The 21755-nt window shown below is 57.2% G+C and carries 5 protein-coding genes; all 5 read right to left on the minus strand.

The window, feature by feature from the left end:
- Positions 1-8694, minus strand: a complete 8694-nt coding sequence (locus G449_RS17555; protein ID WP_022657378.1) for a non-ribosomal peptide synthetase — start codon at positions 8692-8694, stop codon at positions 1-3.
- 95 nt (positions 8695-8789) lie between these two features.
- Positions 8790-12131 (minus strand): non-ribosomal peptide synthetase, encoded by a 3342-nt coding sequence (locus G449_RS15370; protein WP_022657379.1) that lies wholly within the window; start codon positions 12129-12131, stop codon positions 8790-8792.
- Positions 12128-16519: a type I polyketide synthase gene (locus G449_RS17560; RefSeq protein ID WP_022657380.1), complete on the minus strand. Its 4392-nt coding sequence runs from the start codon at positions 16517-16519 to the stop codon at positions 12128-12130. Before G449_RS17560 ends, G449_RS15370 begins: the two co-directional genes overlap by 4 nt.
- Position 16520: 1 nt before the next feature.
- The gene (locus G449_RS0100660) at positions 16521-20072 is read right to left on the minus strand and encodes a non-ribosomal peptide synthetase (RefSeq protein WP_022657381.1); all 3552 of its coding nucleotides are present in this window, start codon (positions 20070-20072) and stop codon (positions 16521-16523) included.
- Complete coding sequence (locus G449_RS0100665) at positions 20062-21729, minus strand: (2,3-dihydroxybenzoyl)adenylate synthase (RefSeq protein WP_022657382.1); 1668 nt, start codon at positions 21727-21729, stop codon at positions 20062-20064. The genes G449_RS0100660 and G449_RS0100665 overlap by 11 nt, the downstream gene beginning before the upstream one ends.
- Between the last annotated feature and the right edge of the window lie 26 nt (positions 21730-21755).

The following is a 21755-nucleotide window of genomic DNA, read 5'->3' on the forward strand; positions in this document are numbered from 1 at the left end:
CTACGCCTCCCCCGCTGTTTCAAACCAGTCGACAAATTCTCCAAGCCACACCAGAAGCTGTTTGCGCTTCAGGCAGTCGGCGTGTGTTCCGGGTGAGGGAATTTTGTGGAGCAGGTCTGCCCTGTTACGCCAGAACTCAAAACCCTGCCCCTGTCCCACTATTTCCTGACTTTCCACAAAGGCGCTGGGCACGGCGGTTTTTTTATACTCCGCGCCCTCAAGCAGTGCGCACAGGCCGCCAAGGTTTTCCAGCAACTCAGGCGCGGAGTGTCCGGCCATACCCAGCACAATTCCTTCCAACATTGAAGCATTGTTGTGGATGCCGGGCGGAAGGGGCATGCAGTCAATCAGAACAAGCCTGTCCACCACGCGCCCCATTTCCTGCAGGTGTTCCGCCACCAGCCAGGCAAGCAGGCCTCCTGCGCAATAGCCCGCCACCCGTAGCGGGCCTTGCGGTTGTGCAAGTGAGATATGGCGGCACAACCGCGCAACAGATGTTTCAAGGGTGTCACTTTTCATGGGCATCACGGATACTGTTTTCACGCTTCCCAGAGGCCAGTAGCGTGCAAAATCATGGAAACTGCTTCCGTCCGTCACCGCATCGCCGAGGCAGAACAGCACTTCTGAAGATGCTGACGAGCGCAGAGTGCCCACATTCGGCAACAAACGCTCGTCCAGGCAATTGGCCATTTCGCTCACCACAGGGTGATCAAACACTGTCTGCAAAGGAAGTTTCAGACCGTACCGTTTTTTGACGAGCGCCTCCGCTCTTACCGCGCCAAGAGACTCCGCGCCCAGGGCAAAAACATTGTCCGCAGGGGCAACTGGCACGCCCAGCACCTCTCGCCAGACATCGCAGAGCATTGCCTCGGAAGAATACGAGGAAGTTGAAGGAGGAACGGCGCCCTGCGCACGGGCAACCGCCTGCCCGGCGAGTTCAGCAAGCGCGCGCCGGTCTATTTTTCCATTGGGGGTGAGGGGCATTCGATCAACAACCCTGATGAGCGCGGGCACCATGTACCGGGGAAGTGCTTCCCCAAGCGCCTTTTGCAGAGCCTCCGCAGTTGGCGCGCTGGGCGTGTTGGCTGGAACCACAAAGGCTGCCAGTTGCCCCGCCCCTGCCAGCACAGCCGCGCAGAGCGCCACATCCGGCAGGGCGGCCAGAGCGGCCTCCACATCGCCAAGTTCTATGCGGAATCCGCCCACTTTAACCTGCGTGTCCAGACGGCCAAGAAATTCGATAGCTCCATCGGCATGCCTGACGCCCATATCGCCTGTTTTATAGAGCCGCTCTCCGCCCGACGGCGAATGGACGAACCGCGCGGCTGTGAGCTCCAGATTATGCAGATACCCAAGGGCCAGCGCTGCGCCGCCGATATAGAGTTCTCCAGCCACATGTTCAGGGCATATACGCATATCCTCATGCCGCACCTGAAAACTCTGCCCGGCAAGGGCCTTGCCGTATGGGATACTCTGCCAGCCCGGCTGCGGGTCATCTGGAGCCATTTCGTGGCAGATTGACCAGATGCCAGCCTCTGTGGCTCCTCCCAGGCTCACCATATGCGTTGTCGGAAACCGCTTTGCGCTTTCGGCAGGCAAGCTCACAGGGATGCTGTCGCCGCTCAAAAAGGCCAGTCGCGGTGGTGTTTGGGGTATTTCGCCAGATTCAAGCAGCATCTGCCAGAACATGGGGACGGAATTCCATACAGTGACACCGTGCTGTTCCATGAGCACCCGCCATACATCCGGACGGCGGATGGTGGATTCACGGAGCATGACAACTCCCCCGCCAGCGGCCCATATACCAAAGAAATCGTACACGGAGAGGTCAAAGGTCAATGCCGACAGGGCAAGCACCCGATCATGCTCCCTAACGCAAAACCGCCTGTTGATTTCATCAATGGTCACCATTGCGGCGGCATGGCTCATCATGACGCCCTTGGGCACTCCCGTGGTGCCCGATGTAAATATAACGTATGCAAGCGAGCCGGGATCCGTGCGCAACAACGCATCCTGAACTATGGCTTGACCGCAATTTTCCGCTACGAGATCCCGAACAGGGCACATGGGCAGGCTATTCCAGTTTGCCGCGTCTTCGTCCATCAAGGACACCACGCAAGCGGGCCTTGCCTCGTCAAGCACGGCCTTACGGCGCGGCAACGGCCAATCGGGATCAATGGGAACATAGGCCGCACCGGCAAAAAGCACGGCCAGCACCGCCACTGCCTGCTGATGCCCTCTTGGCAAGGCCACGGCCACGAGAGGAATTTCGTGACTCTTTGGAGCAATCAGGGCGGCAATCCTCCCCGCCAGCATGGCTGCTTCCCTGAAAAGTTCGCCGTAGGTCATCACCCTGTCTGCATCAATAACAGCCGTGTGGTCAGGATATTGAGCGGCATTGCGAACAAAGCCGGCATGCAGCAATTGCGCTTTTTCCTTCAGCGGCAAAGGCTGCTCCACCTTCACCTCGAACTCTGCGGGCACATCGGCCATCCAGGCAGCATCGTCTTTGGCCAGTCGTTCAAGCGTACCGCAATAGGCCGCAAACATGCTGTCTATCATTCCAGCCGGGAACAGTTCTTCCACCACATCCCAGTAAATGCTCAGCGTTCCATCACGGTCGTGCACATGATTATCTATCCAGACCTGTGGTGTTTGGCTGATATTAAAAACTTCCCGCCCGAGAGAAGAAAATCCCTCAATGGACGATGCAAAACCTGTATCCGCCTTTTTTGCGAGGCCAAAGGTGCTGGTAAAAACAACAGGCATCCGCACTGATCGTGAGGAAGCTCCGTCACGTATTTTACGGCGCATGACCTCAATGCCGCTGACCTGGCAATATTTCAGCCCGTCAAAAACACGCTGCTGCACAGCCTTGACTTTGTCGGCAAAGGGCATACCCCGGCCTGTTTCGCAACGCACCAGTATACTTGATGTAAACTCGCCAAGCACATTGTTTACAGCGGGATGGAACGGCAGACGGGTGAAGACAGGGGCGTTGACCGTCAAACTGGAAGACCGGCTCCAAAGGCCCAGAACATCCGCATAGGCCGTGAGCAGCACAGAAGAAAACGTTACCCCATGCCGCCCTGCGGCAGCTTTGAGAGCTTGCCACAAGTATGGAACCATACGGTAGTCGTGCCTGGCAAACCTGGGTTTTTCTATGCATTCTGGCTGTGTTGCCAGCGGCAGTTCCGGGGCTGGCGGCAGCAGTTTTGTCTCCGCATCCCAGTAGGCTTCTGCCTGCTGGTAGGCTTCTGTTCTGCGGTAACGCTCAAGCGCGGAAATATAGTCACGGAATGAGATTTCTTCCGGCGGCAGGGAGTGATCCGGATTATGGTACAAAGCAGCCCACTCTGCCAGAAGGATACTGATGCTCCTTCCATCCATCACCACATTGTCCATAAGCACATGCAAACGCCGCATTCTGCCGGAAAGCAACGAAACCTCCACATCAAACAGAGGCCACAGCATGGGATCGTGCACCTTGTGCGAAAGCCTGCCGCGTATGCCCACCAGCGCATCATTCCGCTCAGCGTCAGTCAGGCCCGTCAGGTCATGCACCGCAATGCTGAAATCCGGCGCACTTTCAAGTACGCGCTGCAATCCGTCCTCGCCAATTATGGTTCTCAGGGTATCATGTCGGGCTATCAGACATAGCCAGGCGCTTTGCAGCCGCTCCACATCAAGATTTTCGCAGTCAAATTCGATGTATCCCTGGCAAGCGGTATTACCCAAGGCCATTTCCTGCCGACGGCCAATCCAGTAGGCCCGCTGCACATCCGTTAAGTTGAAAGGTTCGTACCGCTTGTGCGGCTCTGGAATAAACAACTCTGCAAGCGGGCTTGCGGTATTGCTCCCCAGTTTCAGGTCTGGCAGCAACTTGGCCGTAATGTTTTCAACAGTGAAGTTCTGAAGCAGGCTGCTTGGCGAAATTTTGATATCCAGGTCTTTCTCAAGCCCATCTGTCATCTCTATGAACATCAGGGAGTCCACACCCAGATCAAAGAGGCTTGCAGTGCGGCCAATGGATTCCACTCCTGTCTTCAGCAGTGCGGCAAAACGCTCTTTAAGCCACGCTTCCAGCATGGAGCGCCGTTCGTTTTCTCCCTTGGCGCTTCGCAGAGATGAAAGGATGTGTGACCGCTCCGCAACAGGGCTGGCCGTATTGACGCCATGCTTGGAGGACGTGACCGGTTGCGCCGCACCCCTGCCGCAAAACCGGGAAAAATAGGCAGGAAAGCGCTCCCCGTACTGCCTGAGCAGGCGTGACCAATCGACCTTCATCACCGCCAGATGCGCCGTATCTCTGCCAAGAACAGCGTTCAGCAGGGCCATGCCTTCAGCAGGTGAAAAACCGTATAGCCCGCCGTTGCGCAGATGGTCGGCCTGGGCAGGATCGGAAACCGTGCCGATGTCCTTCCACGCCCCCCAGCTGACGGAAAGCGCGGGCAAGCCCTGATCGCGCCGCCAGAGGGCAAGTGCGTCCAGATAGGTATTGGCGGCAACGTAATGTGGCAAACTGTACGGCGGAGCAATGCTGACCGAGGAGGAAAAGAACACCATCCTGTCCAGCGTCAGCTTGCGCTCCTCGGAAAGGCGGTGGAGATTCCATGCCCCAAGAACCTTTGGAGCCATAATCTGCCAGAAGGCGGGCCAGGGATCGCGTTCATCCGCACCGCTGACGCGCTTGACCACGGCGCAATGGTATACTGCGCGTATTGCGGCCTGTGATTCCAGATGGGCAGCTGCCAGTGCAAGTGCGGAGTAGTCCGTTACGTCGGCCTGAACACAAACTATACTTGCACCCTGTGCGCCGCTTTTTTCTATCTCTGCAATGGCTTGCAGTTCTTCCGGGCCGGGAGCGCGACGGCTGAGCAGTGCTATGCGCAGAAAACCCTGGGAAACCAGCTCCCTAGCCAAGGCCATTCCTATGCCGCCCAGACCTCCCACAATAACCTGCCAGCCTGTGGTGTCTGGCGTTTTGCCGCATGGGGGAAGATCCGCAATAGCCCGGCGCTCAAGCCTTGGCACCAGCCACTGCCCCCCATCGATGGCGTTGAGTTCTTCAGATTCTCCGCTTTCAAGCAGGTCAAAAAGAGTGCTTATGGTTCCGGCTGACGCATCGGCAAGGTCAAACTGGCGCAGCCCCAGTTCCGGATGGCCCATGGATACAACACGGTTCATTCCCCAATAGGTGGCCTGGGCCGGATGCAGCACAGTGCGCGCGGCCCCCTTGGTCAATGTAGCCCATTGCCATTTTGTTCCGCCCAGTTCTCTGGCGGTAAACAGCGAAAGCAGATGGAGCATTCCACCGCAAAGGCGCTCTTGCTCCGCGCAGTTTGTGCTGTGCGTTGTTTCGCTCAGGGCTCTTGCGTCAAGCACGGTGCAGAGGGCCTGCCTATCTGTCCACTCCCGCAGGTCTGCCACCGTGCATTCTGCCGGAACAAGCGTAAGCACCAGACCGCGTTTTTTTGCCTCTGCCGCAAACTGTGGGGCATCTTCATGGGTTGCCAGCAGTAAAATTCTGCCCAGCCCGGCCCCCTTGCCCGTAATATCCCTTGGTTCCCAAACCGTCTGATAGGTGCACCCGGCAGGAAGCACCGCTCCTGCCTTGACGTTATTGGTCAGATACCGGGCCGAAAGCACCCTGTCCGGCAGGGCCGCCTCCGCCTGATCGTCACGCGGCAAAATCTGGATATCGCCAAATCCGCTGGCAGCGAGCACAGACTCCCATGTTTTATTGGAGGCCATGGGCTGGATGCCACGGGCATCGCAATCCGTGATATCAGGCAGCAAAAGCCCCGTGGTTATCTCACCCAGAAAATTGGCACGGGTTATCTCATACAAAAGCAGCATGCCGCCAGGGCGCAGCAGTGAGGCCGCATGCCTTACGGCAACGCTCAGGTCTTTGGCGGCGTGCAGCACGTTTGCAGCGATGACGATATCATAGATGCCCGTCTCAACTCCCTGAATTTCCGGCCGCTCTTCCATGTTGAACAGACCGGTGCGAAGAAATCCATATTCTGAAAACCGCTGCTTTGCCTGTTTGAGAAACACGGGTGACACATCGGTAAACATGTATGTGGATCTGTCTGGCGGCAACAGAGGCAAGATACGTTCGGCTGTGGCGGCTGTTCCACCGCCTATTTCAAAAATGCGTACAGCCTCTCCCGATGCCGTTTTTTCAAGCCATTCGCGCACATGCTCCCGCACAAGAGCGTTGAAATATACGGAATTGGGCAGTTCGGAATACACCCTGCGCGCTCCGCTCAGGTTGCCTCCCGGCATGAATGTTTCCCGCAGGTCAAGCTGCCCTGTCAGCAGATCGGGCAAGCGTTCCGCAGTGGAAAGAACTACGGATTCCATTGCCCCCCAGGCTTCCCAGACGGGTTGCGTTTCTGCCTCTAGCTCGCTGAATGCCGCTTCCGATACTTGCGCAAGATCATGATAAAAATCCCCATCGCGACGCAGCAGACCTTTTTCGTGCAGGGCCAGAAGCAGCCTTTCTACAAGCTGCGAGAACTGGGGGGGAATACGCATGGCTTCAAGCGCTTGGGCAACCGTTGCCCTGCTGGGGAATCCCAGCCTGGCAAAGGCCCGTGCCACTGCGCCCGCGCACAGATTCTCCAGCAGAGCCTCACGTTCCACCAACATATGTGGTTCAAGAACATGCCCCGCTGTTGCAGCCATGCGCGCTGCTGCCGCCTGCGCGGCCTCTACCGGGTCATGCGGAACATATTCCCGCCGCTGCGCAAGCGCATGGCAGTACGTCGCCCGACAAAAGGGCGTGAGAGGAATACGTGTAATCCGTCCGTCAAGCAGGTGATCCCAGCCTATCTGTTTGCCAGAAGCATAGGCGCTGGCAACATGTTGCAAGAAATGCAGCAGAGTTGCACCCGCATCGGGTGCAACTCTGAGTCGCAATGCCAATGGTTCGACTCCAATGGCCTGACAAAATTTATCCAGCGCATCGGCGCAAAATTTCTGCTGCCCAAGAGCAGTTTCCAGATCCATTGCGGCCTCGGCAGCATACTGTCCAATGGTCTCACGCGCATTGCCAAACTTGTGGCAAAGACTTTGAAGCAGCGTTGCGGCAGGCATTACAGCCTCGATAGCGGTGTTTTCCTGCGCATTCTGCACAAGGACATTTTTTTGCGGATACGCTGCAAGCGCGGCCACAAGCTCCGCGCGGGATTTACCCACAAAAGCCATGCGGTAGGCCCGGTGGCTGCGGCGGCAGGCTGCTGTCCAGCAGGCGTGCGACAGGTGGGGGCACTGAGCGGCGTACTGCCGCCATATATCCACCAGCGCATCCAGCGCGCTTTGGGTGTGGGCTGAAAGCGGCAGTATAAACGGCCCATCATCGTCATATTTATTGGGTTCAGCCACTTCTGGCGCAGATTCAAGCACGATGGAAACGTTGGTCCCGCCAAAACCAAACGCATTGGCCATGGCGTAGCGTGTGGCATTCGTCCAGCGGGTTGCGGTTTTTCTGATAACAAAGGGGGTTTCGTTCAACCGCAAGGCAGGATTGGGCGAGCAAAAATTGGCAATCGGCGGCAACTCCGCCTTTTCAAGCGCCAGCATGGCCACCATGAAACCCGCTATGCCTGCCGCTGCGTCAAGGTGCCCAATATTGGCCTTTATAGCGCCAAGTGTGCAGTATTCCCTTTTGGAGGTTTCAAGGGCCCGCGTGAGGGCCTCTATCTCAATGGGGTCTCCTATTGCCGTTGCGGTGCCGTGAGTGGAAATGAATTCTATTTTCTCTGGCAAAACGCAACTTACTCCAAGAGCCTCGGCCACAGCCGCAGCCTCGCCATGAACAGACGGAGCCGTATAGCCCACCTTGCTGGCCCCGTCATTGTTGACGGCGGTTCCGCGCACAATGGCATGGATGACATCTCCATCCCTGAGCGCCGCATCAAGCGGCTTAAGCAGGATGACCCCTACGCCGTTGCCGTTGACGGTTCCATCTGCCTGCGCGTCAAAAGGACGGCATACGCCGCTGCGCGAAAGAATAAGCCCTTCCCTGTGTCGGTATCCGTCCATCTGGGGCAAGGTTATGGACACCCCACCAGCCAGCGCCATATCGCATTCGCCCGCAAGCAGGCTCTGGCAGGCCAGGTGTATGGCGGTAAGCGATGACGAGCAGGCCGTCTGCACCGTAAGGCTGGGGCCTGTGAGATCAAGAAGATTGGAAATACGCGTGGCAAGGTAATCCCTGTCATTGCCAATGGCCATTTGCAATGCTTCCGTCACGCGGGCGGTTCCCGCGCCAAGGATAGCCGAAGGCAGATAACTGCTGTGGCTGGCAGATGCGTAGACCCCCACACGGTTTTCGTTGACGCCCGGCGCATAACCCGCACTTTCCAGAGCCTCGTATGCGCATTCGAGAAACTTACGCTGCTGCGGGTCCATCAACTCCGCCTCGTGAGCGCTTATACCAAAAAAACCGGCATCAAAGGCCATTACATCATCAAGACGACCCATGGCTGTAATGTAGCCATCCACACCGAGGTCGGCATCAGGAACGCCTCCAGCCCTCAAATCCTCAATTGCGGTATCTGTGGTACAATTGCGACCAGTCCGCACGGCATCCCAAAATGCATCGAGCGATACCGCCCCCGGAAAACGTGCCGCTGCTCCGATAACCGCAACGGCATCAGGCCTGTCTTCATTCCACTTGGTCATCCGTCTTCTCCAATTTCTTTGGCAAAAAAGCGCGGTAATGCGCATCCGGCATATGTCTGTGCATGCGCCATCCCGGCAATTATGAAAAATACGTCTTACGGCTGCACAGCCTTGCCCCGGCGTGAATTTCTGGCAGCCAGTCTTTTTTCCGCATGGCTGCGTCCCTTGCCGGGGGCATCTGCCCTTCCCTTGATGATAAGACTGGCCAGCGCGTGGACGCTGGGTGCTTCAAAAAGCTGGATCAGGGCAATCTGCTGCGGGAGTATCTGGTTAAGACTGCGATGAATCTTCACCATCAGTAGTGAGGTGGCTCCAAGGTCAAAAAACCTGTCATGGAGGCCAAATGACGAAATACCCAGATGCAGCCCCACAACTTCACGAATGCGCTCCTCAAGCTCCGTGCCTTTTTCCTGCGTGGCGGCTTCTTCAAGCTGGGGAGCTGGCAAGCTTTTTCTGTCCACCTTGCCATTATCGGAAAGCGGCAACTGCTCAAGCACCACATAATGCTGAGGCACCATATACAGGGGCAGCCTGGCCCGGAGGGCCGTGTGCAGATCGTTTTGGGAGAGCGAGCGTTGTGATTGCTGCGGGACCACATATCCCACCAGCCCTTTGCCTGCGCCAGCCAGCGGCATTATAGCCGCAACCGCAGCCTGCACGCCCGGCAGGGAGGCAAGGGCAGTCTCAATATCCCCAAGTTCAATGCGAAAGCCATTTACCTTCACCTGAGTGTCGTTGCGCCCCATAAATTCTATCTGCCCGTTACCGCGCCACCGAGCCATGTCGCCAGTGCGATAGAGCCTCTCGCCACTCCGCGGGTGCGTAATGAAACGCTGGTCAGTGAGCGCCCTGTCCCCCAGGTAGCCCATGGCAAGGCCCCTTCCGCCGATATACAACTCTCCGGGCACATCATCCGGGCAAGGGGTCATGTCCTCGTGCAGAACGAGCATTTTCTGATTCGCAAGCGCGCGGCCATAGGGAATGGACTTCCACCCTGCCGGGGGATCATTGGGCGACATTTCGTAAGCAATGGACCAGATGGCGGCCTCCGTGGCGCCTCCCAGACTTATCAACATGGTTGCAGGAGAAAAGTGCGCTGAGTCGCCCGGCAGGCGCGGCGGAATCCAGTCGCCGGAAAGCAACGCCAGCCGGGGCATATGCTCTACAGCCGTACCGTGTTCCACAAACATCTGCCACAGCATCGGCACAGAATTCCACAGGGTTGCCGGATGGCGGGCAAGACGGCGCACCCAGGCGGAAGGGTCACGTATTTCACGTTCATCAGGCAGTACAAGATGCCCACCAGCTGAAAGCAGACCGAAAATATCATAGACCGAAAGATCAAATGACAGGGCGGAGATGGCGAATACGCTGTCGTTTGACGAAACCCCGAATCTTGAATTGATATCGCGAATGGTGTTCTGCACCGCACGGTGCGTCATCATGACGCCCTTGGGCGTACCTGTTGTTCCAGAGGTAAAGATGACGTAGGCCAGCCTGTCCGGCGAGGTTTGCCGGGCGGCAACAAGAGCATCAGCCGCCGCGTCTGCCGCCGCATCTACCGAGGCGTCCTCCTGTCTGACGACCGCCAGCGGCAGATCATCCCAGTCATGGGCGGCTGCGCCTTGGTCCGCAACCACAGCCATGACTCCCTGTTGCAGAATGGCCGAGCGCCGCGCACGGGGCCACGTGGGGTCAATCGGTACATAGGCCGCGCCCGTAAGCAGAATACCCATGACAGCCGCAATCTGTTCCCAGCCTTTGGGAAGCCCCACGGCCACAAGGACATTCTGCGTATTTTGCGGCAAAGCGCCCGTCAACTGCCGCGCCACGGCGTAAGCCGCCTGAAACAGCTCGCCAAACGTCAGCGTGCGGTCGGGCGCAATAACGGCCCTTTTGTTGGGGAACGCCAGCACATGCTCCAGAAATCCCTGGTGCAACAAATGCCCATCGTCTTCAAAACAAGGCTCTGCATCGTGGCGTCGCACCATCTGCTCTTCAGGCAATTCGGGCATGACTGGCTGTTGCCAATCTGCGTCAGGCTTGCAAAGAGCTTCAACCAAGCTGCCATAGCAGCGGAAAATGGCATTCTGAAGAGCCTCGTCAAAAATCCCTTCCACCACATCCCAGTTGAAAACCAGCCTTCCATCTTCCTCAAGAACCTGGTGGTCAAGCCATATCTGGGGAGTCTGCGTTATTGTGTAGGCGGGTTTTCCGAACACGCCGTTGTTGGTGTCCAGAATTTCTCCCACATCCCCGGCACCCAGCGCACTTGTAAAAACAATGGGCATAAGAACCGGACGCCTTTGCCGCTCGGAAATATCCTGAAGAACCTTTATGCCAGAGTACGCGCTGTGTTCCACATCCTGCCAGAACCGGGCGTCCAGTTCTCTGGCGTACTCAATAAAGCTTTCCTGCGGGCGCATCTTTCTGGCCGCTGAAAGCATGGTTGTGGTAAAATCGCCCACCACCTGTTGAATGGCCGGATTTTCAGATTCCCTGTTAAAAACAGTTATGTTAAGGCAAAAATCCGGCCTGGCGGCCCACTGGCCCATCACGGCAGCAAAGACGGTGTACAATACCACGGAAGGGGTAAGGGCGTGCCGGTTGCACATGGCCTTGAACGCTGCCCATTGCTCCGGCTCCAGACCGGCCTTCAATCGTTTGAACCGCTGCACCTGCGGCTGTGCTTCCTGCGTGGGCAATTGCGGCGCGGCGGGAAAGTCCGCCAGCCTGTTCTGCCAGTATTTGCGGCACTCATGATAAAAACTGGTCTCTTCCTTACGCTTCTGCTCTTCCACATACTGACCGAAAGTCATGCCCGGAACGGGCATGTCACCCTGGGGATGCGTATAGAAAAAACTTAGCTCTCGCAGACAGTTGCCAATGCTGTACACGTCCGCCATGACAGCATCGCAGCTCAGGTGCACGCGCACAAAGTCATCGGCGATAATGCTTGCTCCAAGTGTTATTACCGGCCATACGGAAAGGTCGGGGACACGGTGCGAAAGCTTGTTTCGCCGCGCTGCAAGGCGCTGTTCCTTTTCTGCGGTATCAAGCTGACGCAAATCCTCAATTTCCCAGCGCAGAGGCGGCACCTTCGGCAAGATGTGAAACATGCCCTCACGCGTTACCGTGGCGCGCAGCATGTCGTGACGGGCAATAACCCTGTCCCAGGCTTTTTGTAGTCGTTCAACATCCAGCTCGCCGCAATCAAACTCCTGATATCCGTGGCTCCCCACGCCGCTCAGGTTGACGCCAGCCGTGCGTCCAATCCAGTAGGCGCGCTGCACGTCCGTCATGGGAAATTCCTGGGGCACGCCCTCCTGCACAGGGCAAGAATTCTGTTCACGGACGGTGCTGTGCTCTACCCGGGCAAGCCCCTTTTGCCCTGCCAGTCGGGAAAAAAGCTGCAACTGTTCGGCGCTGAAACTCATGACAAGGCCTCCAGTGACGCAGAAACATCCTCTGGGCGCATGTGCTTTACAGATTCAAGCAGTTCTGCGAGGGCAAACAGCCTTTCCTTTTCCTCCTGCGATTCGGTCAGGTAGTCTGCAATGTTCGCCACAGTCCGTTGACGGAATATTTGCGCTACGCTGAACGCGGAGAGATCAAAGAGATCACGGATTTCTTTTGCCAGGGGCATGGCCATGAGGCTGTCGCCCCCAAGCTCCACATAGTCATCATCAATGCCTATGCCGCTTAAGCCAAGGCGCGACTCAAAAAGATCAACAAGAGCCCGGTCCAGCGCATGACGTGCTCCGCGCCATTCCACCATCAGCGGGGGGCGCTGCCCAACGCTTCCTTCGGCCTTGAGGTCGGCCGACTCAAGAGCATCCGTTGCAAGCCCGCGCTTGGTTCGCGCCTCTTCAAGCATGGCGGCAAGGCTGCAACCGCTGACAACAGGAAGCTCCACCATTATTCCGAGGCAAGTCTTAACCGCCGCAAGGGCTGCATCTGGAGCGATGCCCCCCTTCAGCTCCTCTCCGGAAAGCCGTGCATGCAGTGAAGCCATCTTGTTGATCATGCCCACCTGACGCCATACGTCCCAGCGTATGCCCATGACGCGTGTTCCCGCGCGCTGCTGCTGCATGGCCCAGGCATCCAGCACTATGTTGGCTACAGTGTTATCCAGTTGTCCAACAGAACCGCACAATGCGCCTATGGATGTATTAAAAACAACAAAATCAACGTTACAAAACTTCAGCACCTTTTCAATGCCAAGCAATGGAATAACCTTGGCGCTCCAGTTTTCCGTCTTTTCAACGGACAAACTTTGCGCCTGCATCAATCCACCGCCAGTGACGCCGCTGGCATGCACAATTCCAGCCACATCTTTATGTTCAGCAAGCACCTCATCCAATACCTGCATAAGTTCATTCTGCTTGCTGAGGTCGACATAGCGCGGCCTGACAATCGCCCACTCACTAGCGCAGTTCTCCCAGAATTCTGCGGATCGGCGCGTTTTCTGTAGGGGGACAAGTGTTATGCGGCGCTGCTGCTCGGCTGCCTGCCTGGCCAGATCGAGCATGAATGTTCGGCCAATGCCGCCACTGCCGCCAAAAACAAGGTAGGCCGCCCCTTCACGCAGATGAATGTGCTCTTTTATATTTTCAGACTGCTGCACGCATTCAGGTTGCTCCTGCCAGAAAATTCCGGCGCGCACAGCCACAAGAGACGTCAGCGCGGTAGCCGCCATGCGGTTGCTCACAGCCTTTTCCAGCAGGTCGGCTAGTACCGGGGCGGAAAGTCCTTCTTCCACATCCAGCACGCAAGCCAGGGTATTTCTGGCCTCAAACGGCAGCACACGGGCAGGAGCCAGCAAGGCGCTTCTGTCAATGATCGGCAGGACCGTACCAAAGGCCGCCACCCCGGAGGTGAGCCAGTAAACACTCATGGCCTGCCCGTTGGCGCACTCGGCCAGCCATGCGCACAACTCCGCCGCCTCCCCGCACGTACGCGCCGCAGATGCCAGTGAATTACCGCCTTGTCCGGCAAAACGGCAGTCCACCAATGTATCCGGCAGGACACTACTGCCCTGCAAATCCGCAAGTGTTTTGAACAGCAGGGCATTCCAGCCACGCTGGCGCAACGCCTCGGCAACATCCGCCCCATCTTTGCCCAAAAATCCTATAACGCCCTGGGGCATTGCGGGCATTGTCACAGGTATCTGCCGCCAGCAGAGGACAGAAATCTCCATTCCCTGATCCGCAGACATCTTGCTGTCCGCCATATGCCGTTCAAGCCAATACCGCTGGCGCTCAAAGGGATAGGCCGGCAAAGGCACAGCGTGCCCGCCGCCGCTCAGGGCATCTATTTTTGCCCAGTCAGCGCGGCCTCCCTGTTGCCAGAGTTGTCCTATGGCTTCCAGAAGGGCCATATGCTCCCCGGTCTTGCTCTGTTCTGAAGGCATCACGGGAATAATCGGCGAGTGTTTTTTGAAGGCCGGATGGCGGCGCAGCATGGCGCTCAGCTTTCGCGCAGGGCCAACTTCAAGCAATACGGCCTCGCCCTCATGGCACAATGTGGATATCTGGTCAGATAGCTGCACAGGGGCGCACAACTGGCGAACCCAGTATTCGGCATCCGTGGCTTCAGCTTCTGTGAGCCAGCTTCCTGTGACATTTGAAAGTATGGGCAGTTGCGGTCTGTGCAGCTCAACGCCCTCAAAGGCCTTGCGCAGCAGCGGCATGGCGAAATGCAGCAGGCTGGAGTGGCCCGCCTTTTCTGCTGCCAGTTTTGAGAACGGCAGGTCTGCCGCATTCAGCGCAGCCTCAAGCGCATTGATTCCATGCGCAGTGCCGGAGGCAACGCATCCATTGGGCGTGATTACAGTTGCAATGCTTACCCCTTCTGGCAAAAGGAGTTGCAGCTTTTCTGACGCCATCGGCACAAAAAGCATGGCCCCTGACGGGGAATCGTCAATAAGCCGTGATCGTTCTGCAATGAGGCGAACGGCGTCGTTCTCGGCAAAGACCCCCGCCACGGTTGCGGCTACGTACTCCCCTGCCGAATGCCCCATCACAAAGGAGGGCTGTATTCCAAAATCTTGCAACAGCATCGCCAGCGCGTATTCCACGGCAAACAGGGCAAACGTACCCAGACGCGTATCTGTGGACACTTCCTGACGATCAAGCGCCGCAGCCACGTCAATCCCGGTCTCATGCTGAAACAGCGCGCATATTCTATTGAAAACATTTCCAAATTCTGAATGTAATGCGCAAAGCTCCCTTGCCATGCCCGGATACTGCGATCCGAAACCGGGGAACAGAAAAGCCACGGGCCGGGCCTTGTCTGGATCGTCCAGCCTGTTTGCCCGGCGCAACAAAGCCGAAGATTGCAGCGTGCGCAAAAGCGACTCCGAATCCTGACAAACAAGGCTCAGGCGGCAGGCCTGCATGTCGCGCCCCAAAAGCAGCGTATGCGCGAGGTCAGCCAGCGGGACAGGATGCGCCTGCCCCCATGTGCTCAGTTCCACCACCTTTTTTTCAAGAGCGGCAGTGGTTTTGGCGGAAAGGGTAATCAAGGTTGCGCCAGGGGCATCCGTAGCTGTTGACTCCGGGCCTTCCTCCAAAATCAGATGCACATTGTTGCCGCCTATACCCAGTGAATTTACCGCTGCAACGCGGGTTTTGCCTGCCGCAACAGTCCAGGCTTCTGTTTTGCTGGCAATTCTAAAAGGGGTAGCCTCCAGCGCCAGCCTCGGATTGGGCGCGTGAAAATCCAGCGAGGCGGGGATAACCTTGTGATGCAGCGCCAGCGCTGTCTTGATCAGGCTGGCAACGCCTGCGGCGGCGTTCAGATGCCCTATGCCAGTTTTTACTGACCCCAGGCGGCAATACTGGCGGGGAGCGCTTTGGGGAATTGCCCATGCCTGAGTAAGGGCCGCAACTTCCATGGGGTCGCCAATGGGCGTCCCTGTGCCGTGCCCCTCCACAAGGCCAATTTCCAGAGGGTCAACACCAGACATAGCCAGAGCATCGGCAATGACCGCCGCCTGACCAGACACGGACGGCGCGTAAAATCCCGTTTTGTCCGAGCCATCGTTGCCAATGGCATAGCCGGAAATGACGGCATAAATGATATCCCTGTCGCGCAACGCGTCATCCAGGCGTTTGAGCACGACAACACCAACCCCTTCCCCTTCATTCACTCCACTGGCATCATCGCTGTAGGCGCGGACATGCCCATCGCATGAAAGCGGGCCTTCCGGCTCATAGCTGTAGCCGGGGCTCACCCCGGCCTTCAGCCCCGCACCGCCCGCCAAAGCCACATCGCACTGCCCGGCGAGAAGAGCCTGACAAGCCATCGCCGCAGCCGCAAGGGACGATGAGCAGGCGCTTTGCACCGTCATTGCTGGACCTTTCAGGTTCAGCTTATACGCAACACGCGCAGCCAGATAATCCTTGTCGCTGGCTGCAAGCATATCCACCAGATCAAGGGGCTTGGCGTCCAGAATCCTGTCTGCAAACCGCAATGCGTAGCCGTTGAAATTGCAACTTCCAAACACACCAACAAACTGACCGCTGGCTTTGGGGGCAATGCCCGCATGCTCCAGAGCCGCATACGCGCATTCAAGAAAAATTCGGTGCTGCGGGTCCAGCATTCTTGCTTCGCGCGCGGGAACATCAAAAAAATCGCCATCAAACATATCTTTGTTTTCAAGCGCAAAGCCGTAGTGAACCAAACCATCGTCAGCATCGGCCAACATCTTCCCACCGGAAATTCCGGCTTGCAGATTTTCCCAGAAAGCATCCAGGTTTTCCGCACCAGGAAAGCGCCCAGCCATGCCAACTATTGCTATTTTTAAAGAATTTTCTGTCATGTTACCTCCTGGGGCGGACGCGGGACGCCATGGCGCGGAGCTTTTCAACGCGGCCTTGAGTGTGCCCGGATTCTGTGGAACAGAGCACTTCGGCATCAATGAGGTGCTTCGCCTGACTGGCTATGGTTGTGTACTGAAAAACAGAAAGAACAGGCACAGGCCGCTGCAATACCGCCGTGAGCCTGGTGGACAGCTGCATGGCAAGAAATGAAGTCCCGCCTGCATCAAAAAAGGATACCGATACGCCCGGCCGCGCTCCATTGAGCACGGATGCCCACGCATCCGCTATCTGCTGCTCGGCCTTTGTTTCAGGAACAGACGCCTCTCTGGCGCGGGGCTTGCTCAGGGAGGTCTTTGCCCGGGCAGTCAAGGCGCGCCGGTCAACCTTGCCGTTGGCAGTGAGCGGGAATGTTGATTCCAGACAAATTTCCGCTGGCAGCCAGGAATAAGGCAACCGACCTTTCAGGGCCAGGCCGATACGCTGGGCGTCCAACTTGTGATCTCCGTCCGGCTGGGCAAAAGCCACGATTTTTATACTCTGCGAGTGCTCGGCCACAACGGCAACGGCCTGCCGCACACCGGGCATCTCTGCAATGGCTGATTCAATTTCACCAAGCTCAATGCGCATGCCGTTGATTTTGACCTGCGTGTCATCGCGGCCCATAAATTCAATATCGCCATCAGGCAGCATTCTTCCCCAGTCGCCGGTTCGGTAGAGCCGCTCGCCAGTCTGAGGGTGAGAAAAAAACGATTGTTCCGTCAGTTCCGGCCTGTGCAGATATTCCTGCGCGAGCCCCACTCCCGCGATGTATATTTCGCCGGGTACCCACAGGGGGCATGGCCTCATGGATGCATCCAGAACGTAGAGCATCTGACCGGAAAGCGGTTTTCCATAAGGAACTGTCTTCTGCCCCGGCAAAAGCGCATCCACAACTTTTTCAACTGACCAGATTGCGGCTTCTGTCGCTCCGCCCATGCTGACCAGACGCGGTTCTTGCGGCAAGGCAAGGATGCTGGCGGCCAATTCTACTGGCAGCCAGTCTCCACTGAGCATAAAGAGGCGCAAATGCTTCAGGCCTCCTCCTGTGGCTTTGGCTGAATCCAGCAGCAATTGCGCCAGCGCTGGCACAGAGTTCCACACAGTAACCTGCGTATGCTCCACCAGCCTTACCCACTCCAGAGGTTCGGCAAAATCCGCGTCCTGTGGCAAAACCAAAGCCGCGCCAGCCGCCAGAGTGCCGAAGATATCGTAGACGGAAAGATCAAAGTTGAGTTGTGAGATGCCAAACACCCTGTCATTTGGGCCCACGGCATTCCTGGAATTGACATCTAAAATCGTATTCAGCGCGGATTGATGCGAAACTGCCACGCCCTTGGGTTTGCCCGTGGACCCAGAAGTAAAAATCACATAGGCCGTGGCTTCCGGATCGACATCCACCGAGGCGTCAGCCGCAACAGTCTGTCCGCTGGATTGCTTCTTGCCAGCTCCAGTTGCCCTTGTACCCCCCGTGTCATTTCCGGAAAAATCCGCAAGCAGCAGAGGTGTGTTTTCGACAGAAATTTCTGCAAGCTGGCAGTCTGCGTCAGCCAGAAATCCTTGTTTTTTCCCATCGCACAGGGCAAGACGAACGCCGCCTTCCGCAAGGATGGTCAAAATACGGCTTTGCGGGTCGTTGACGTTCATGGGCAAGTATGCCGCCCCAGCGCGCAGCACCGCCAGTACGGCCACCACCTGAAGCCATCCCTTGGGAAGGGCAATGCCAACCAGTTCCCCCTTGTTGAGCAGCGGCTCCGAGGTCAGCCGACGGGCCAGATCCCCGCTGAGCCTATCCAGTTCGCCGTAAGAGAGCGTCTTCTCGGGTGTAATGAGGGCGGTTGCCGCAGGGCAGGACGCGGCGCGCTTCAAAAAAGGCCCTGTCAGGCTCTGCCGGGCAGGCGGCAACAAGGCCAGAGATGCTGGCTGGATACGCGGCTGCCGCACGGTCTGAGCAGACATCCCCCACACCCCGCCGTCCGACAGGGCATGGGCCAGAGCTACAAACTTCTCAAACATGCTTTCAATAAGGTCGGGAGGGAAAAGACCTTGGGGATAATCCCAAACCAGCGAAAGTCCATCGCGATATTCCACAACCTGCGCGTCTATCCATGTCTGCGGAGCCTGATTGCAGGCAAAAATCAGCTCTCCGAAGCGTGAAGCCGCATCCAGATAGCTGCCGCCTGCAATGCCCGTGGCGCAGGTCAACACAACGGGAAGTGGGTTTTCGTTGGGTGTAGCGTGAGCGCGGGCGATGATTGCATTGACCTCGGCCCCGCTGATATCCGCATGCGACAGCGCCTGACAAATATCCTCATGGGCGGCGCGGCATAGCGCAAGAAAAGTCTGCCCCGCACCAGCGCGCACCGTCACCGGCAGCATTGAGGTAAAATCACCCAACACGCCGTCATAGGCTGCTCTTTCCCCTGCCCGGTCAAACAGGGTCAGGTTCAGCGTCATGTGAGGCGAACGGCTGAACCGCGAAAGAGTTTCACCAAGAATGGCAGCGAACATTCCCGCAGCTGTCACCCCAGCCCTTGCCGCGTGACTTTTGAGGCTTTGCCATGCATCGGCCTGCATGTGCGACGCAAGCCGACCTATGACGGGCGGCGTGAGTTCTCTTGGCTGATGGGCAAACGGCAACTGGGGCGCTAGGGGCAACTGCGCCGCGCGCGCCTGCCACCACTCCCGGTGCCTCTTTGCAGACGCCAGTTCTTTGCTGGCCTCAGCTTGCGCTACATATTGTGAGAACTGTCTGTTACTGATGCAGGCTTTTTTCTGCTGCCCAGTGTAAAGACCGTGCAGCTCGTTCAGCCACAAAGCCAGAGAGGCCACATCAAGCAGCAGGATATCAAAGCTGATATGGAGATATGCGCAAGGCGCGTTGTCCGTTCCGCTCACGCATATGTTAAACAGCGGCCACGTTTCCGCTGGCAGCACTTCCGCCCGCATCTCCTCCCTGCACTCTGCCGTGGCATGCGTGCCGCAACGGCTGTGTATACGGTACCAGGGAACCTCTGGCAGCACCTTTTGCTGCCCATCTGGCGTCAGCACTGTCCGCAGCATGGGATGGGCCAGTATTGTCTGGTTGAGGGCTTTTTCCAGACGCGGCAGATCAAATTTTCCCTTTGGCTCATGAATTTCCAGATAGCCGTGCGCGGCAATTCCCCCCAGGGGAAAAACCGTTTGACGCCCCAGCCAGTAAGCCCGCTGCATATCCGTGAGCGCAAAGGGCTGCCCGTCGATGATGCGTTCCGGCTCCTGCTCCACAGAGCATCTTCTGCCCTGCTCCACCAACCGAACCCAGCTTCCCAAGGTTGCATCTTTCAGCATATCCGCAAGCTTGACGCTAACGCCAGCTTTTTTGAGCATAACAGGCAGGCGCATCATCATGAGCGAACTCATGCCAAGCTCTATGAGGGAATCTTCGTCTCCTATCAATTCCGGGGAGCAATCAAGAACTTCCGCAATCCAGCGGCGCAAGCCGAGGCGCGATAGTATCGGAGCTTCAGCATTCATGTTCTGCTCCTTTAGCTTCTGCAATATGTTGCTGATATTGCATCAGAAGCTGCTCGCGCAAGCTGCGACGGTTATTTTTGCCCACCGCAGTGCAGGGAAACGAAGGAACAAATACAAACTGATCGGGGATCTTGAAGGTCGTCAGACCGTTCTGTTGTAAAAAAAGACGTAGCGAGCGTGCGTTCAAACCGTCGTCATCGTGCTCGTGCACATGGATAAAAGCGCATATACGCTCGCCCAGATGCTCGTCCGGAATGCCCACAAGCACGGCATCACGCACTCCCTGGCAGGTTACGAGTACATTTTCCACTTCTTCGGGAGTTATTTTTTCTCCGCAACGCTGGATTTGATCCTTTTCCCGCCCTTCAAGCACCATGCACCCGTCAGGCCTACGCCGCGCAAGGTCCCCAGTGCGAAAAAATCCATCAGTGGTAAACGATTCCGCATCGACATCTGGCCGTTTGTAATAGGCATGGATGGTGTATGGCCCGCGAATCTGCAAACCACCGACGGTATTGTCCGACACCTCCTTGCCTGCGGCGTCAACGATACGAAACTCGTCCGCCGGGCACACGGGTTTTCCCTGTGTGCTGCAAACCGTTTCTTCATCCATATCCATGCGGGTCATGCTCACCAGTCCTTCAGACATGCCGAAAACATTCTGAAAGCGGCAGCCGAATACTCTTATGGTGCGCCGTGCAAGTTCTTCACTCACGCGCGCCCCACCAACCTGGATGCTCTGTAAACTGGGAAAATCCCCCTCACGATCCAGCAGTTCCGCCATATCGCACCAGAGAATCGCCGCAGGCGGCACAAGGGCGGTGCTGGTGACGGAATGCTTGTCTATCAGGTCAAAGCAGGTGTCTGGATCGGGATTTTCGGCTATGACCAGGGTTCCGCCGCATAAAAGGGTTCCCAGCAGACCAGGTGCGGCCAGCGGAAAGTTGTGCGCCATAGGCAAGGTGGCCAGATAGACGGTTGAGGCATCGAACCCGTTGGCGGCGGCGTTGTAACGGACTGAACAGAGGTATTCACAATGGACGCGCGCAATCAGCTTTGGGGTGCTCGTGGTGCCGCCCGAAAGCAGAAAACAGAGCAGAGAGTCGGGCATGGCAGGGTCTTGCGGCAAAGCAAAACCGGTGCCAAACAAGGATTGGAAAGGAACAAACTCCTCTGCATTGCCGCGCACAACTACGTGATCAAGGCCGGGGTACTGCTGTTGCAGTTCGCGAGCCAACGTGCGGTAGTCAAAGCCTGACGCCTCGTCGGCGCAGATATAGGCTTTTGCGCCAGCCGCCTCCACAAATGCGGAAATCTCTGTCTTTCGATGCGCTGGCAGAGCCATAACCGGGGCAACCCCAAGGCGGACAAGGGCAAAAAAGGCAACCACAAATTCCCAGCAGTTTGGCAACTGCAAAACTACCGTTTGCCCCGCTGTGAGCCCAAGCGCGGCAAGCCCGGCGGCGGCCTGAGCCACCTTTTGCTCCAGCTCAGCATAGGTAAGGCAAAACTCGCCATCAATAACAGCAAGATGCCCTGTGTGCTTACGCGCCAGATCACTCAGAAAGGTGTTTAGCGTTTCTTCACGCCAGTAACCTTCCGCCCTGTAGCGCTCTATCTCCTTTATCGGCCATCCAAGATCATGCGCGTAAAACATATTCACCTCATCTCGCTTGCCGGAAG

It is taken from the genome of Desulfovibrio desulfuricans DSM 642, from assembly GCF_000420465.1.
In the GTDB taxonomy this organism is placed as follows: Bacteria; Desulfobacterota; Desulfovibrionia; order Desulfovibrionales; family Desulfovibrionaceae; genus Desulfovibrio; species Desulfovibrio desulfuricans.

Bases quoted from the DNA above. Each gene is read 5' to 3' on its own strand.
- G449_RS17560 (WP_022657380.1), bottom strand. From the start codon at position 16,519: ATGACAGAAAATTCTTTAAAAATAGCAATAGTTGGCATGGCTGGGCGC.
- G449_RS15370 (WP_022657379.1), bottom strand. From the start codon at position 12,131: ATGAGTTTCAGCGCCGAACAGTTGCAGCTTTTTTCCCGACTGGCAGGG.
- G449_RS17555 (WP_022657378.1), bottom strand. From the start codon at position 8,694: ATGACCAAGTGGAATGAAGACAGGCCTGATGCCGTTGCGGTTATCGGA.
- G449_RS0100660 (WP_022657381.1), bottom strand. From the start codon at position 20,072: ATGAATGCTGAAGCTCCGATACTATCGCGCCTCGGCTTGCGCCGCTGG.
- G449_RS0100665 (WP_022657382.1), bottom strand. From the start codon at position 21,729: ATGTTTTACGCGCATGATCTTGGATGGCCGATAAAGGAGATAGAGCGC.